At 53.3% G+C, this 15,113-nt stretch carries 15 protein-coding genes and 1 pseudogene; 10 read left to right on the plus strand and 6 right to left on the minus strand.

Annotated features, from left to right (window positions below):
- Positions 1 to 48: 48 nt before the first annotated feature.
- The 4 genes from ACQ4N8_RS24460 (at position 49) to ACQ4N8_RS24475 (ending at position 3,019) form a co-directional block, all read left to right on the plus strand.
- Positions 49 to 1,071, plus strand: coding sequence for a LacI family DNA-binding transcriptional regulator (locus ACQ4N8_RS24460; RefSeq protein WP_430706965.1), 1,023 nt, complete (start codon positions 49 to 51; stop codon positions 1,069 to 1,071).
- 151 nt (positions 1,072 to 1,222) lie between these two features.
- Positions 1,223 to 1,888, plus strand: a complete 666-nt coding sequence (locus tag ACQ4N8_RS24465) for a TetR/AcrR family transcriptional regulator (protein WP_430706966.1) — start codon at positions 1,223 to 1,225, stop codon at positions 1,886 to 1,888.
- Positions 1,889 to 1,958: 70 nt separating this feature from the next.
- Positions 1,959 to 2,702 (plus strand): SDR family NAD(P)-dependent oxidoreductase, encoded by a 744-nt coding sequence (locus ACQ4N8_RS24470; RefSeq protein ID WP_430706967.1) that lies wholly within the window; start codon positions 1,959 to 1,961, stop codon positions 2,700 to 2,702.
- Positions 2,703 to 2,824: 122 nt separating this feature from the next.
- Positions 2,825 to 3,019, plus strand: a complete 195-nt coding sequence (locus ACQ4N8_RS24475; protein WP_430706968.1) for a hypothetical protein — start codon at positions 2,825 to 2,827, stop codon at positions 3,017 to 3,019.
- Positions 3,020 to 3,040: 21 nt separating this feature from the next.
- Here the strand turns inward: ACQ4N8_RS24475 and ACQ4N8_RS24480 are convergent, their stop codons facing one another.
- Together ACQ4N8_RS24480 and ACQ4N8_RS24485 are read right to left on the minus strand one after the other, a co-directional pair.
- A complete protein-coding gene (locus ACQ4N8_RS24480) occupies positions 3,041 to 5,116 on the minus strand; it encodes an LTA synthase family protein (protein WP_430706969.1) in 2,076 nt (691 codons plus the stop codon).
- Positions 5,117 to 5,594: 478 nt separating this feature from the next.
- Entirely contained in the window at positions 5,595 to 6,740 is a 1,146-nt protein-coding gene (locus tag ACQ4N8_RS24485) for a THUMP domain-containing class I SAM-dependent RNA methyltransferase (RefSeq protein ID WP_430706970.1), read from the minus strand.
- 137 nt (positions 6,741 to 6,877) lie between these two features.
- Here ACQ4N8_RS24485 and ACQ4N8_RS24490 point away from each other — a divergent pair, with 137 nt between their 5' ends.
- Together ACQ4N8_RS24490 and ACQ4N8_RS24495 are read left to right on the plus strand one after the other, a co-directional pair.
- Positions 6,878 to 7,507, plus strand: a complete 630-nt coding sequence (locus ACQ4N8_RS24490; RefSeq protein ID WP_430706971.1) for an O-methyltransferase — start codon at positions 6,878 to 6,880, stop codon at positions 7,505 to 7,507.
- A 503-nt stretch (positions 7,508 to 8,010) separates the two neighbouring features.
- Positions 8,011 to 9,360, plus strand: coding sequence for a lytic polysaccharide monooxygenase (locus ACQ4N8_RS24495; RefSeq protein WP_430706972.1), 1,350 nt, complete (start codon positions 8,011 to 8,013; stop codon positions 9,358 to 9,360).
- A 62-nt stretch (positions 9,361 to 9,422) separates the two neighbouring features.
- Here the strand turns inward: ACQ4N8_RS24495 and ACQ4N8_RS24500 are convergent, their stop codons facing one another.
- Positions 9,423 to 9,785, minus strand: coding sequence for a winged helix-turn-helix transcriptional regulator (locus ACQ4N8_RS24500; RefSeq protein ID WP_430706973.1), 363 nt, complete (start codon positions 9,783 to 9,785; stop codon positions 9,423 to 9,425).
- Positions 9,786 to 9,911: 126 nt separating this feature from the next.
- On the opposite strand from ACQ4N8_RS24500, the gene ACQ4N8_RS24505 reads away from it, so the two are divergent.
- The 3 genes and pseudogenes from ACQ4N8_RS24505 to pfkB all read left to right on the plus strand — a co-directional run bounded on the left by ACQ4N8_RS24505 (position 9,912) and on the right by pfkB (position 11,986).
- Positions 9,912 to 10,229 carry an MFS transporter gene (locus tag ACQ4N8_RS24505; protein WP_430706974.1) on the plus strand — a complete coding sequence of 106 codons (318 nt, stop codon included), beginning with the start codon at positions 9,912 to 9,914 and terminating at the stop codon, positions 10,227 to 10,229.
- Positions 10,230 to 10,320: 91 nt separating this feature from the next.
- Positions 10,321 to 11,069 (plus strand): annotated as a pseudogene (locus ACQ4N8_RS24510) (DeoR/GlpR family DNA-binding transcription regulator).
- A 2-nt stretch (positions 11,070 to 11,071) separates the two neighbouring features.
- Positions 11,072 to 11,986 (plus strand): 1-phosphofructokinase, encoded by a 915-nt coding sequence (gene pfkB / locus ACQ4N8_RS24515; RefSeq protein ID WP_430706975.1) that lies wholly within the window; start codon positions 11,072 to 11,074, stop codon positions 11,984 to 11,986.
- Between the two features lie 287 nt (positions 11,987 to 12,273).
- Here pfkB and ACQ4N8_RS24520 read toward each other — a convergent pair whose 3' ends face one another.
- The 3 genes from ACQ4N8_RS24520 to ACQ4N8_RS24530 form a co-directional block, all read right to left on the minus strand.
- On the minus strand, positions 12,274 to 12,711 hold the full coding sequence (locus ACQ4N8_RS24520; RefSeq protein ID WP_430706976.1) for a hypothetical protein: 438 nt from the start codon (positions 12,709 to 12,711) through the stop codon (positions 12,274 to 12,276).
- 12 nt (positions 12,712 to 12,723) lie between these two features.
- Complete coding sequence (locus ACQ4N8_RS24525; RefSeq protein WP_430706977.1) at positions 12,724 to 13,161, minus strand: LytTR family DNA-binding domain-containing protein; 438 nt, start codon at positions 13,159 to 13,161, stop codon at positions 12,724 to 12,726.
- A gap of 173 nt (positions 13,162 to 13,334) precedes the next feature.
- Positions 13,335 to 14,207, minus strand: a complete 873-nt coding sequence (locus ACQ4N8_RS24530) for an oxidoreductase (protein ID WP_430706978.1) — start codon at positions 14,205 to 14,207, stop codon at positions 13,335 to 13,337.
- Between the two features lie 236 nt (positions 14,208 to 14,443).
- Here ACQ4N8_RS24530 and ACQ4N8_RS24535 point away from each other — a divergent pair, with 236 nt between their 5' ends.
- Positions 14,444 to 15,001, plus strand: coding sequence for a TetR/AcrR family transcriptional regulator (locus ACQ4N8_RS24535; RefSeq protein WP_430706979.1), 558 nt, complete (start codon positions 14,444 to 14,446; stop codon positions 14,999 to 15,001).
- Positions 15,002 to 15,113: the final 112 nt, after the last annotated feature.

The raw sequence follows: 15,113 nt of genomic DNA on the forward strand, positions 1-15,113 counted from the left end.
AAAATAAAGATAGATTCTGACAGCGATTTCAAAGAATGGGATGATCACTTGGCGACAATCTATCATATCGCGGAAAGATTGGGCATCTCCCCGTCTACCGTTTCACGCGCGTTATCCGGCCGCGGATACTGCAAGGAAGAGACGAGGCGGCGGATTTTACAGGTGGCGAGCGAACTGGATTATGCCCCCGACCAATCGGCCAAAATGCTGAAAACGCGCGTTTCCAATAAAGTGCTGTTCGCGGTTCCGGACATTTGCAATCCTTTTTATTTCGACATGATTCAGGGCATCAACGGCGTGATTGAACAGTACGGCTATTTGCTGATCCTGCTGGACACGAAAAATCGGCTTGAGGAAGAACAACGGGCGATCCAAACGCTGCGGGAAAAATACGCCGACGGCATGATTATGGTCTCCTTCCATTTTTGCGAGGAAAATATCGCGGCGATCAACCGGCTGGACGCACCGGTCGTGCTGACGAACAAATACGAGTCGGCTTCGGGAAATGACCGTTTTCGTTACGTGTACGTCGATACGTACCAGGGGATTAAGGATACGGTTGGCCATTTTGCAAGCCAAGGGCTTCGCCGAATCGCTTATGTCGGGGGGCGGTTACGGGAGCAGACCGGCCAGGAGCGTTATCAGGGGTACCGCGACGGTATGGAAGAGGCAGGGCTTTCGCTGGAAGACGACTGGGTAAGGGAAGGCGATTACACGGAGCAGGGAGGCTATTCGGCCGGCCTCTCCCTCCTGAGCGGCAGCCGGCTGCCGGAAGCCGTCGTCTGCGCCAATGATCTGATGGCCTACGGCTTCCTGAGCGCCTGCGAGGAGAAAGGGGTACGCGTCCCTGACGACCTGCTGATCTCCGGCATGGATAATTTGAGCCTCTCGTCCCGCATTCACCCCAAACTGACGTCGGTTTCCCTCCAAGCGGAGGAAATCGGGCGGATGGCGGCGCAAATGCTGGTGCAGCGCATGCACGGGGAGACACAGCCGATCGATAACGTGAAACTGTTGCCCGAGCTGATCGTGCGCGAATCAAGTTTAAAGCAGCCGATTGGCCGACTCTAACAATTGCAGGGTATCCTCGTCTAAAAACCGTCCGGGAATTTACCGCGGACGGTTTTTTTCGAGTCATCAGGCTATGTAATCCCGGCTACTTGACAGGGTCATTATTCCACATTAAAATCTAAACAGTTAGTTTATTTTGAGGGTGAAGCTTATGATGACCGAAAGAAAAAAGCGGACTTACGATGCCGCCCGCACCAAAACCATTATTCTTGACGCAGCGGAAGAACTGTTTGCGGAGCATGGCTACTCCGCCGCGAGAATCGATGCGATAGCCGATGCGGCAGGCTATAATAAAAGTCTTATTTATCAGTATTTTAAAGATAAGCTGGGACTTTATACTGAGGTGGTCAAGCGGGCGGACCTATTCGGAAACAAAATGTCGGAAGAGCAGGTTGGGGACTTGCTTAAGGATGAGACAACCGCTTCGGACCCGGACAAGTTCCGGCGGCTGCTTGAACAGGTGATCGGCTTTTCCTATCAGCTATTGATGGACAATCCCCGTTATTTGAAGATTTTCTCGTGGGAAGCTGCCGAGGATTGGAAAAAATGGAAGAAAATAGCATACAGTCCGGATGATTTTTCTCAGATGTATGAATTGGCTCTGGCGGCCAAAGAAAATGGAATTATTCGAAGCGATATGGAACCGGTTATGATACCGATTATTTTAATGAATACGGTAATCCCATTCCTTCAATCCTTCAGAAGATTTAACGAGATTTTTCCGGATAGTCCGAAGCAGTCAATGTCGCAGGAACAGTTTAGAGAACAGATCGCAAAATTCGTTATTTACGGTGTAATGGAGCCAAGCTTCCTGTAGTTTAGCGAGCTTGGCGATCTTTTTGCCTTAAATATAAATAACTAGTTAGATTAAAATGGAGGATGGAATGATGAGATTTCAGCAGAAAGTCGTTATTGTCACCGGAGGAGCAAGCGGAATCGGAGCCGCGACAGCCCGATTATTCGCGGAAGAAGGGGCTAAGGTTGTGATTACGGATTTATCCGGGGAGGGGCAGGCGCTGGCGGATGAATTGACGAAAAGCGGATTAACGGCTTGCTTTATAAAAACGGACGTTACCCAAGAGGACGAGGTCATGCACATGGTGGAGAAAACGGTCGAGCGTTATGGCCAGCTGGATATTTTATTCGCCAATGCCGGAGTGGGGTCCGATGGACCTGCGGACCAGTTAAGCTTTGAGGATTGGAAGCTGACTGTTGATGTTAACTTGTCCGGCGTGTTTCTTTGCAACAAGTATGCCGTAAAGCAAATGCTGAGTCAGGGGAATGGCGGCGCAATTGTCAACTGCGGCTCTGTCCATAGCCATGTAGGTAAAGCGAGAGTCACCGCCTATGCGGCCGCAAAAGGCGGCGTGAAAATGCTAACCCAGTCTTCGGCGGTAGCTTATGCAACCAGAAATATCCGTGTAAACGCCGTGTGTCCGGGGTATATCGATACACCTCTGATTAACCAACTGGGCGAGGAAGTCAAAGATTATCTTGTAGGTTTGCATCCCGCGGGCAGATTGGGTACCTCTGAGGAGGTAGCCAAAGCGGTTCTGTTTCTGGCCAGCGACGATGCGTCGTTCATTACGGGGACCAGCCTGATGGTGGATGGGGGATATACCGCCGTTTGAAGGATTTGAGAGATTCACTCCCGGTTTACATTTGAGAGGACGGATTTAAATGAGTATGCAAATTTTTTATTTTTCAGGAACGGGCAACTCCCTTTGGATGCGGCCTGTGCTCGAAAGTATGTTTGTCCGGGAAAATCGAACAGAAGGACGGCAAACCCTATTGGAAAGAAGAGACGGAATGTTGTTTTTGCTTCGCCTGCATCAATTACTGTCCGCGCAAAGCCATCCAAATCCGTAAGACCAAGTCCATGGCAAAAGGAAGGTACCGCCATCCACAGTACACCGCGCATGATATTGCACGGCAGAAATGTGAATAGGGTACCCCGTAGATTCAATCCTTAACGTCCTTCGTCATTCTGATTTGTCTTTCTGAAGTCTTCGATCAGGTTAGAGGTGATCAAGACGTCGGAAATGCGCAAGCGTTTCATCGCTTCCTCGTGCGGAGCGCGGCACGGCTCGATATCGGTACGTTCGCGGCTGCCCAAATCGAAACAGCTGCCGTTGGCGAACAGGTTGTCGGCGGATGGGATGTAGTAGAGTTTGCCGTCCGTAAACGCCCCCGAGCGCAGGACGACGAGGCGATCCTCCGGGCTGCCGGCAAACAAATTGTTGCCCATCATGTAATAGGGTGCCGAAGGGATGCCCAGCAAGTGAAGGAGCGACGGGGTCATATCCAGCTGGCCGGCCGGCTCTTCATAAATGCCTGCTTGCTTGCCATCCGGCAAATGGATGAGCAGCGGCACCTGATTCATGATTTGGTGCATATCAAGGTCGGTCAGCGGTTTGCCGAGGAATTTCTCGTAATCTTCTTTGCCCGTGATCGAGTTGTCGTGATCTCCGTAGAAATAGAGGATCGTGTTGTCCCAGAAGCCATCCCGTTTCAGCCCCTCGACCAATTCGCCCAGCGCGGCGTCCACATAATGCACCGACTGCAAGTAATCGCCGAAGATCGTTCCTTTAAAATCGCCGGTGTCCAGTACTTGCAAATCAGCCGGCAACGTATAAGGATGATGGCTCGACAAGGTGATCAGGAACGAGTAAAAGGGCTGCTTCTCCTGCGACATAAACGCAAGCGATTGGCGGAAAAAGGATTTGTCACCCAGCGACCAGCCGAGCGGTTCGTCCAGGGTGTAATCTTTTTTGCTGTAAAACCGGTCGTAGCCCATCGCTTGATACATATTGTTGCGGTTCCAGAAGCTGCCTTCGTAAGCGTGAAAGGCCCCGGTCGTATAACCGGCCTGCGTTTTCAAAATCTGCGGCAGCACGTCATACGCATGGTTCGGATAACGCACGGCGACCGAACCCGTCGGCAGCGGATGCAGCGAGCTATGCGAGGCAAAGTCCGCATCGGAGGTGCGACCCTGGCCGGTTTGATGGTAATAATTCGCGAAATACATGCTGTCTTTCATCAACTCGTTGAAATTCGGGGTGATTTCTTGGCCCCAGATCTCCTTGCCGATCATGAAATTCATGAACGCTTCGGCCTGGATGACGATGACGTTGCTCCCCGCGTAGGCCCCAAACGTCTCATTGTTCACCTGCCGGCGCTCCTTGGCCGCATCAAACCACTCGCGAATTTCGTCCCGTTCCGCGGTGCTGACCGTTTTGGCCCCGCCCAGATGCTCCTTGACGTAGCGGCTGGCATCATAATAATGAAAACCGAGCAGGCCGGTGACGTTGTACAGCGATACGTTCCACCAGTTGTTTTCGAACAGCCCGACCGCCCAGGTCTGCGTGTAGAAGCGGATCGGTCCCATCGTCAAAACGAAACCGAGGACAAAGGCGGCTACGCCGCCGCTAAGCCGCCCGAGCCGGCGGCGACGGCCGTTCATCCTATTGTTCCCCGCGCCGAATGAAAAGGGAGAACCGGCCCCGTTGCCCGTGCCGTAGCCGTAGCCGTACCCGCTGCCGAGGGCGCCGTAAAGTTGCCCTTGCCGGTGCCCGCCGCTTCTCCCCATCGCGAGCAGCACGGCCTTAAGCCCGAGCCAGGCCGCCCAATCGGCGATCAGCCACAGGTCGGCAGGGCGGATCAACTGGCGGATGCTGTCGCCGAGCTCTCCGACCTGTCCGGCTTGCAGCAGTACGGGCACCGTCAGAAAGTCGCCGAAATAGCGGTAATACACCAAATCGGCAAAAATCAACGCGGTGAGCAGCACGTTCAGCACGCCGAGGGCGATCCCTCTCCCTCGCGGGGGCAGCCATAGCGTCCAGAACGAAACCAGCATCGCGGAACCGATGGCGATCAGGTCATCCAGCAGGTTCATATCGATATAGCGGGCATGCAGATTACTATGAAGAATAGCGAGTTTAAAAAAGATGGCAGCGATAAATAAAACGTACACGAAATGGCGGTATTGGAACATCCGTCCCAGCCGGCCGCCGAAGCCGCCGCGATTCGTAGTAAAACGCAGCATGACGTAACGTCAGCTCCTTTCTTGCAGGTGTGAATTCCAAAATACAGGTTTGATCACAATGCTTTTGTACGAAACATCGTATAAAAAACCACTAACCAAGGCAAATTTTCGGATTTTGTATGATTTTTCATTCAAAAGGTCCATTGGAAGCCCATGTACGGTAAAAATTGTACGATTTTTCGTATACCTTGCTTGATAACGAGTGGCTTTTGCGACGTGTTGTACGAAATTTCATACAGTGATCCAAAGATGACTTTTTGAACTACCGCTTCAATGAAGGTTCAAAAAGTCAGGTTTGGAGCACCGAGAAGGTTGGATGAAGCTAGGGAATGAGTAGCGGAGCGTAGATGAATCTACGTGAGCAACGGAAGTCCCGGCTGAATTCAAGATTCGACGTCGAATTCGCTTCTTGACCTACTACGTGATCCAAAGATGACTTTTTGAACTACCTCTAATGGGAGAAACCCTTCCTCCGCGGTTAATGCCGCGGGGGAAGGGGCCCGAGATACTGCAAATATTGGCATTCGATGCGTCCGTTAAACAGCTTGCGGCGCTTGTCCGCTTTGCGCTGAAAATCGTGTTCGAACTGCTTGGTCGGCGTGAGCGCGAAAAAAGACCAAGTCGGAAGTCCGGCCATGACCCGCCCTAACTGGGAGATCAATTTGCGCACTTCCTTTTCCTCGCCGATCCGCTCCCCGTAAGGGGGGTTCGTAATCATGCAGCCATAATCGCCTTGCGGCTGAACCCGAATGGCCGGAAGGCACTCGAATGAGATTTCCTTGGCCAATCCGGCGCTTTTGGCCGCGGCCTTGGCAATCTCGATCGCTTCGGGATCGATGTCGCTGCCGGCGATGTTCAGCGGGATGTCGTCCCGCACCGCGTCGATCGCCTCATCGCGGGCCTGCTGCCATAGCTCCTCCGGCACGGCCGGCCAGCGCTCGCTATTGAACGTGCGCCGCAGGCCCGGCGCGATGTTCCAGCCGATCATCGCCGCCTCGATCGGCAGCGTGCCCGAGCCGCAGCAAGGATCGTAAAGCGGCCGCGACGGGTTTTGGTTCCAGCGGCTGAGCAGGATCATCGCGGCGGCCATCGTTTCCTTCAGCGGCGCTTCGGTCGCCTGCTTGCGGTAGCCGCGTTTGTGCAGCGCCGGTCCGGTCGTGTCGAGCGTGAGCAGGGCCCGGTCGTTCAACAGGTTGATCTCGATCACGTACCGCGGTCCGTTTTCCTCGAACCATTCGGTTTGATACGACTGCTTGAGCTTCTCGACCACCGCTTTTTTGACGATCCCCTGGCACGCCGGGACACTGCTTAGCTGCGATTTATGCGATCTGCCCTCCACGGGGAATTCGCCGTGGGCGGGGATCCAATCCTGCCAAGGCAGCGCTTTGGTGCCTTCGAACAGCTCGTCGAAGGTAAGGGCGCTGAATTCGCCCATTTTGATCAATACACGATCAGAGGTTCTTAACCACAAATTACAGCGGCAAATATCGATCAGATCGCCGGTGAAATTAACCCTTCCGTTTTCGACGGAGGTATCCTCGTAGCCCAATTCTTTTAATTCGCGCGCTACGACGGCTTCAAGGCCCATCGGCGCGGTTGCGATCAGTTGCAAAGGTCCAGCCATTCTTGTCAATCACTCCAGCTTCAGCATGTACTTGTGAGAACAGAGGAAAAACCATACAATTCAGTATAGGCCAATGTCCTGCAAGTTACAAACGGTTCTTGTACGGAACGAACAGAAGGAAAGGAAGATAGAGCATCATGCTAACGCCGGAACAATACGGGGACGAACTATATGCCAAGGATGAAATGCTGGAGCGGGTGACGAAATCGATCGCGGACAGCGGTTTGAGGGACGTATCGATTGCCCCGGGCTATGGACGGCTGCTGACGCTGCTCGTGAAGCTGGCGGGGGCGAAGGCGGTGCTGGAAATCGGAGCCCTTGGCGGTTACAGCGGCGTTTGTTTGGCGCGCGGCCTGCCCGCGGACGGACGGCTGCTGTCGCTGGAGCTTAAGGAAGAGAACGCCGAACTGGCGCGACGGAATTTGCATGAGGCCGGCTTCGGCCCTGCCGCCGCATACATGGTCGGCCCTGCGCTCGACAGCCTGCAAACCCTGGAGGCTCGGGGAGAGCGGTTTGATTTCTTTTTCATCGATGCGGACAAGGAAAACTATCCGAACTATCTCGAATATGCCATCAGGCTGGCCAATCCGGGCGCGTTGATCGCCGGCGATAACATTTTGCTGCGGGGCCGGACGCTGGCTGAGGAGAAAAACGGTCCATCGGTGCAAGCGATGCGCAGGTTTAATGAGACGATCGCCCGCGACGAGCGGCTGATCAGCACCCTGCTGCCGGCGTATGACGGTTTGGCGCTGGCGATGGTTAAGTAGCCGGGCCGTGCGTGATGCAGCTGCGGCTGGATGAAAAGGATTCGCTGAAAGCAGCGGATCCTTTTTTTTGACATGAACCTGCAAATATCCGCCAAATGTTCAAGCAAGAGACCAAGTTAGGACTACTTTTTTACAAAAATATGTAGAAAAGTTAACACAAAATACATAATTTAGTGTATAATCTGGACAAACACAACGACTATCCCATTTCTATCAACCTCTGTTATTTCTGAGAAATATCCCCTTTTATTCTTCTTGCAGATTGTATACTCTCGCCATGGATTCAACCTTCTCGCTTGATCATGCATTTGTATAAACCGATATAAACTCTTCCCGGAGTTTATATATACTTCATCGGAGAGGAGGGACTTAGGGTTCCTGCAGTCTTAGGTTCAGGTCATTGAATTTCCGGCGGTTCGGAAGGGAGGGCGTTCCACTTTTTTGGCCAAGAAATGCACAGCGTAGGATCAGGCACATTTCCAAATCAAAAGGAGGGAATAAGCATGACTTCAACGAGATTATCCAAGTCCATGGCGATGAAGGCGCTTACTTCTTTGTTGGTAATGCTGATTGCTGGGTTCGGTATGATCCTGTTTACGGAAAAAGCATCGGCCCACGGCTGGGTGGACGGGCCGGCAAGCCGTGCGATCTTGTGCAAAAACGGACAGAATACGGATTGCGGCGCAATCGTGTACGAACCGCAAAGCCTCGAGGCGCCGAAAGGGTTCCCGAATGCGGGGCCGGCGGACGGGAAAATCGCCAGCGCGAACGGGGCGTTCCCGAAGCTGGACGAGCAATCCGCCACCCGCTGGACGAAAGTGAACCTCTCGGCCGGAACCAATACGTTTACCTGGAAACTGAACGTAGCCCACGCCACGGCAAGCTGGAAGTATTACATTACGAAGCCGGGATGGGACCCTAATGCCCCACTGACGCGGAATTCTTTTGACCTGACGCCGTTTTGCTCGGTGAATTACGGGGGGACGCAACCTCCGTTGACGTATTCGGATACGTGCAACGTGCCAGCCCGCACGGGTTACCACGTCATCTTGGCCGTTTGGGAAATCGCCGACACCGCCAATGCTTTCTACAACGTGATCGACGTGAACTTCGGGGGCGGCAATACGGGGGATACCCAAGCGCCGTCCGCTCCTGCCGCTTTGGGCTCCACGGGAGTGACGGCGTCGACGGTCGCGCTGGCCTGGAACGCCTCGAGCGATAACGTTGGCGTGACCGGGTACCGGATCTACAACGGCGGATCGCAGGTCGGTTCGGTGTCCGGATCGACGCTGAATTATACCGTGACCGGGCTTGCGGCCAATACGCCGTATACGTTCACCGTGAGGGCCGTCGATGCCGCCGGCAACAGCTCGGCGGCCAGCAACGCCGTGGCGGTCACGACCAGTCCGGCGGCCAACGATACGCAAGCGCCCGGCACCCCGGGCAATCTGCGCGTGATGGGGACGCCGACGTCCTCCAGCGTATCGCTGATGTGGAATGCATCGTCCGACAACGTCGGCGTGACCGGGTACCGGATCTATCGCGGCTCGGCCCTGGCCGTCACCGTTCCCGGGACGCAAACGGACTTTACCGTGACGGGACTGGCTGCGGGCACGTCCTATACGTTTACGGTACGCGCCATCGACGCGGCCGGCAATGAATCGGCGGCCAGCAACGCCGTTCAGGCGACGACGGCCGCGGCGCCTTCGGCCCAGCCTTGGGCGGCGAATACCGCCTATGCGGTAGGCGCATTAGTCAGCTACCAGGGAGCGATCTATGAATGCCGCCAGGCGCATACCTCCCTGGTGGGCTGGGAACCGCCGAATGTGCCGGCTTTGTGGCTGCTGAAATAACAAAATAGATGTTAATAATCCCTCGGCGCATACCGCCGGGGGGATTTTTGTTCTTGGAGTGGTTACGCCTCTGGCGTACGACGATCCTGCTCCGTTTCCCCGCTCCACCTCGCCGCCCATTTTTCCATTTCCTTCAGCGCGGTTTGGAAGTCTAGGCCTTTTGGCGTCAAGGAATATACAACCGAAACGGGGACCGTAGGGAATACTTCGCGGCGAACGATACCGTTTTTCTCCAGATGCCGCAGCGCGTCGGTCAAGGATTGGGTACGGACGATGGATAACGCGCGCCGCAGCTGCTGGAATCGTTTGGGGCCTTTGGATAGCTCGAAAATGACCAGAAACGACCATTTCGCGCCGAGGATTTGCAGCACCGAGCAGATATTGCCGAACTCGTCGCGATCCCGATCCTGTTCAGGGGGACTCATCTCTTCACCTCGCTTACTTATTTATAGTTAGTCAATTTAGTTGGATAATATCCAACAACTTTGCCTTCTTACATATTGTTTGTAACCTCATTACGGAATTTTACGATATTTGTTTTAACGATAGGCGTGTTTTTGACGGCTACCTCGGAGCTGATCGTGTCGGGCGTGATCGGAACGATTGCGGCCGATCTAGGAATCACGTTGGCGTTTGCCGGCCAACTGGTGACGGTGTTTTCGTTGGCCTTTGCGATCGGGACTCCGGTTATCGTCTCTTTAACCTCGCGCCTCGACCGCAAGAATTTGCTGTTGTCCGCTGAGCTCGCGTTTATCGCGGGCTGTCTGGTGGCCTGGACCAGCCCGAATATTGCCATATTGATGGCCGGTTTGGGGTGGGATAGAAAAAAACGGATGCGATTAGCCATAAACCGGAACGATAACGCGTGACATCGAGTGGATGGAAGTGATTGAATATGAGTGAAAATGATTGATTTTGGTGTGATCTATGATACGATAGGATCAGTTGGGAGGGGGAAGGATGTTAACCGAGGAGAGATATCGCCGGATCCTGCAGCGGCTGCGCAATAACGGCATCGTCAAGCTTCAGGAGCTTTGCGGGCTGCTTGAAGCGTCGGAGTCCACCGTAAGGCGCGATCTGGCGGATTTGGAAGAACGGGGGCTGCTCAGAAGAGTCCATGGCGGAGCGGCTTTGCCGACGGCGTCCAGGGGGCTGGAACCGGGGATGGCGGAAAAAGCGGGCTCGCATATTCCCCAGAAGCAAACGATCGCCAAAATCGCTGCCAAACATGTGCGGGATGGGGAGGCGATATACTTGGACGCCGGAACGACGACCTTGGCCATGGTTCCCTATTTGGAAGGTAAAAAAATAACGGTCGTGACCAACGGCCTGCCGCATATCGAAGCGCTTGTCGAGGCCGATATCCCCAGCTATCAGCTGGGCGGCATGGCGAAAAGGCACACGAAGGCCGTGATCGGCAGCATGGCGCTGCAACATATGGAGCGGTTCCGTTTTGACCGGTGTTTTCTCGGGGCCAACGGGGTTCACCCGGAAACGGGGTATACGACGCCGGACCCGGAGGAAGCTGCGCTGAAACGCCGCGCCGGCGAACTGTCCGCGCAAATTTTCGTGCTTGCCGATTCCAGCAAAATCGGGACTACCGCTTTCGCCAAGATGCTGAGCTGGAGCAGGCGGCGCTCATCACGGAGAACGTTCCCGATCGCTGGCGTAAGGCGATCGCGGAGAAAACTGACATTATCGGGGGATAACGATGATCTATACCGTAACCTTAAATCCTTCTATCGACTATATCGTGGAAGTAAACGATCTACATCTTGGCGGGTTGAACCGTATGAACCGGGGCCTGAAGCTGCCCGGAGGAAAAGGAATCAATGTGTCGCGCGTGCTAAAGCGGCTTGGGGCGGATACGACCGCGCTAGGGTTTCTTGGCGGATTTACCGGCCGATACATCGAGGAGTTTTTGCAGGGTGAAACGATCAACTCCGATTTCGTACACATTGGCGGAGACACCCGCATCAATATCAAGCTAAAGCATGGCGAGGAGACGGAAATCAACGGGCCCGGACCGGAAATCATCCAGGCAGAAGCCGACAAGCTGGTGAATAAATTATCCGCCCTGAAGGAAGGCGATAGGGTCATCCTCGCGGGCAGCATACCGCCGTCGCTACCCGGCGATTTCTACGAGCGGTTGATCGGCATGTGCTGTAAGCAAGGCGCCGAATTCGTGATCGACACTACCGGGGAGCCGCTCCGCCAAGCGCTGCCGCATCGCCCGCTGCTCGTGAAGCCGAACCATCATGAGCTGGCCGAGCTGTTTGGCGTCGCCATCGAGACCCGCGAGCAACTGATCGTCTATGGGCGGCGGCTGCTTGCGGAAGGAGCGCAGCATGTGCTGATCTCGATGGCCGGCGAAGGCGCGTTGCTGATTGCCGGCGACGAGGTCTACCATGCGAACGTTCCGCCGGGGACGGTACGCAATTCGGTCGGCGCCGGCGATTCGATGATCGCCGGATTCGCCGGAACCCTCGCGCTGGGAGGAGACCTGCTGGAAGCGTTCCGTGCCGGCGTTGCGTCGGGCAGCGCGACCGCTTTTTCCGACGACTTGGCGGAGCGCGCGTTAATCGATGAACTGCGTCCGCAGGTCGTCATTTCGAAAGTCGATTAAGGAAAAAACAGGAAGGAACCGCGCTGTTATGGCGAAATAAAAAGAGGCAAATCCATATCCAAAATGTGAAGTGGAAATAAAAACCAATGAGAAATATAGGGAAGCTGGAGCTGCTGTTTCGTGATCCACGGGTATACGCCAATTTCGACACGGTCGCGTTCATTAATGGAAAAGAATCGGTGATCATCACCTGAACCATGAAAAAAATCCGGAACCTCAATCGGCGATTGGGGTTCCTTTATTGTTAGCGTTTAGTCCGGTTTCCGGTTTGGCCGGACGTATCAATCTTACTGGCCTTCCCGGTATTCGCTTAACTTCTGATTGAGCTGTTTGGCCTGTTGATGACCGTCGATGTACATCATGGCATAAACCAGACCTTTAACCACTAAAATCACTGTGATGTAAATTAACATTTGCTCCGTATTAATCATAGGATTGGGACTAAACAACCATAACCACAATACGATCATGATCGCGGCGAGGACATAACAAATCGCAAAGCTGATCATTTGAATTTTTTTGCTTAGCGCGGGCTCATGTTTATTCACCAAAGCATACTTGTAAAAAGTAAAGGCGGAAGCCGCGATGATGATTTGCCAGAGCAATGAGGCGGGAAGGTTCTTCGAGGAGGTCAAGGACAAATAAACCGCGGCAATCACCGTCAAGCAACCGCCGGCCACCAACCAATCCTTCACTAAATAGGTTAAATATCTGCTGATTTTCATCTTAACTCCTCCTTATAATCCTAACTTCTGTCGAAGAACGGGAACGTATTGTCTCGAAATTAACACTTTTTCGCCGTTTTGAAGCAAGGCTTCAAACCTTCCGTAGAGAACCGGGCTGACCGATTTGATTTTTGCCAAGTTCAGGATAGTGGATTTCGATGCCCGAAAAAAATTCAGGTTTTCATATTCCGCTTCGATTTCGTAGAGCCTGAGCCTGGATTCATAAACCTGTTCCCGGCAATAGATAAAAACCCGGTTATCCACCGATTCGAAATAAAAAACGTCTTTCGGGTTGATGATGTGGATATGCATCTCGGTTGTCCCTATCAATTTCTTGGGGTGGGATTTTAGCGAATAAATAAGCTGCAGCAGAGTTTCGTCGGGTTCATTCCAGCGAATAATGATCTCCGGCTCGGTTCCGGCGGGAACAGATTCGATCGTTATTTTCATCTGCGTTCCTTCCTTCGTCCTTCTTATTTCCCAAGCGGTCTTGCTTTCCACTTCAAGTATATTTTTGCGATAACCCTTAATCAATAGATGCAAGGTAAGCTGTCGTATGGGGACGGTAAGTTGTATCGAAAAGCCATTGTTCGGCGTTTCGGGTTAGCCTCTTGGTTATTGAATTAGCACAAATTCATGAACTTCGCGACCTCTTGCGGCAGCGTCGAAACTTCAAAATCCGTGGATTCGGTTAATTTCGCCCAACGCTCTGTTTCCACCATGCGCTCGCGGTCCACGGCGCGGGCGATGGCCAGCGCGTCGCTTCCGAGCAGTAATCTCAGGGGCGGACGCTCTTCGTTAACGATGGCGATGATCGCTTGAGCGGCTTTGGCGGGATCGCCTTTTTGTTTGCCGCTCTGTTCGCGGGCATGCCGGAGCAAGGCTCCGACGGTATTCTGATATTCCTGGCGAGGTTCGATATGGCTCATCGAGGAGCCGGCCCAGTCGGTGCGGAAGCCGCCCGGTTCAATGAGGGTCACCTTGAGCCCCAGCGGCGCGGCTTCTTTAGCAAGCACCTCGGAAAAGCCTTCAACCGCCCATTTGGCCGTTTGGTAAGGAGCCAGTCCCGGTGCGCCGCTGCGTCCGCCGATCGAAGAAAACTGCACGATATGCCCGAATCCCTGCTCGCGCAGCGTCGGAAGCGCCGCCTTCGTAACGTTGATGACTCCCCACAGATTGGTCTCGATTTGGGCGCGGAAATCTTCGAACGTAGTTTCCTCGATCGAAGAAACATTGCCGTAGCCGGCATTGTTCACCAGCACGTCAAGCCGGCCGAACGCTTCGATGGCCGCGGCAATCGCGGCTTCCGCTTGTTTGGCATCGGTCACGTCCAGTGCGATGGCACGCACCCGATCCCCGTAGCGCTCCGTCAAATCCGCCAATTGCTCCGGCTTCCGTGCCGTGGCAATCAATGCATCGCCGTTCTCCAATACGGCTTCGGCCAAACTGCGTCCGAATCCACGCGAGCTGCCGGTAATGAACCAAACTTTCGACATTTCTCTCACCCATCCTTTGTTCGATTACTTTGGAATGTTTATTCCAGGATGATTATAACCGCGTCTTCATTCTAACGTCAATGGAAATTTGGAATATTTATTCCGAGATTTTTATTTGAAGCGCCGAATTGACTTGTATATTTATGTATATCCGATTTAATTCGGAATATATAATCCAAAATATTGACGTGAATAAGGCTAAATACTAAAGTGGATTTAATGGGGTGTGAACGACTATGGGAAAACGCGAGGATATTATAAACGCAACTTTGGAATGTATCGACGAGGAAGGCCTGCAGTCCGTCACCTTTGCCAAAATCATGAAAAAGGCGAAGGTTGGTTCGGGAACGATCTTTAACTATTTCAGCAACAAAGATGAGATCGTCTACGAGGTATATCGGAGCGCGAGATTGCTGATGGGACAACATCTGCTTGCCGGTTACGATCCAAGGGCAAGCCTGTATGAACGCTTCAAGCAAATTCAACTGAACCGCTTGCGTTTTGCCGTGCAGTACCGCAAAGAGTATTTGTTCATCGACACGTATTCCTATACGCCGTACATTTCGACCGACCTGCGCAACATGGACGATGGCGCTACTACCGAAATGATGGATATCATTATCGATGGCCAGAAGCAGGGATTCATCAAGGAAATGGACCCGCGCCTCTGCCATCAAATTACCCATGGCATCATCTCTTCGGTCATCAAGGGCTTTTTCATCGAAAAATATCCGCTGACCGAGCAGCTGGAGCAACAAACGCTCGAAGCATCCTGGAAGGCGATCAAGCTGTAGTATCGGCAGATTTGGCCAACACTGCAGAAGGGGCTGTCCCAAAAGTCATCGTAGACGACTGAGGGACGGCCCTCTATTTTCATTTAGTTAAACAAAAAGAAACCAAACCTTG

This window comes from Paenibacillus macerans, from assembly GCF_050565405.1.
Taxonomy (GTDB): domain Bacteria; phylum Bacillota; class Bacilli; order Paenibacillales; family Paenibacillaceae; genus Fontibacillus; species Fontibacillus macerans_B.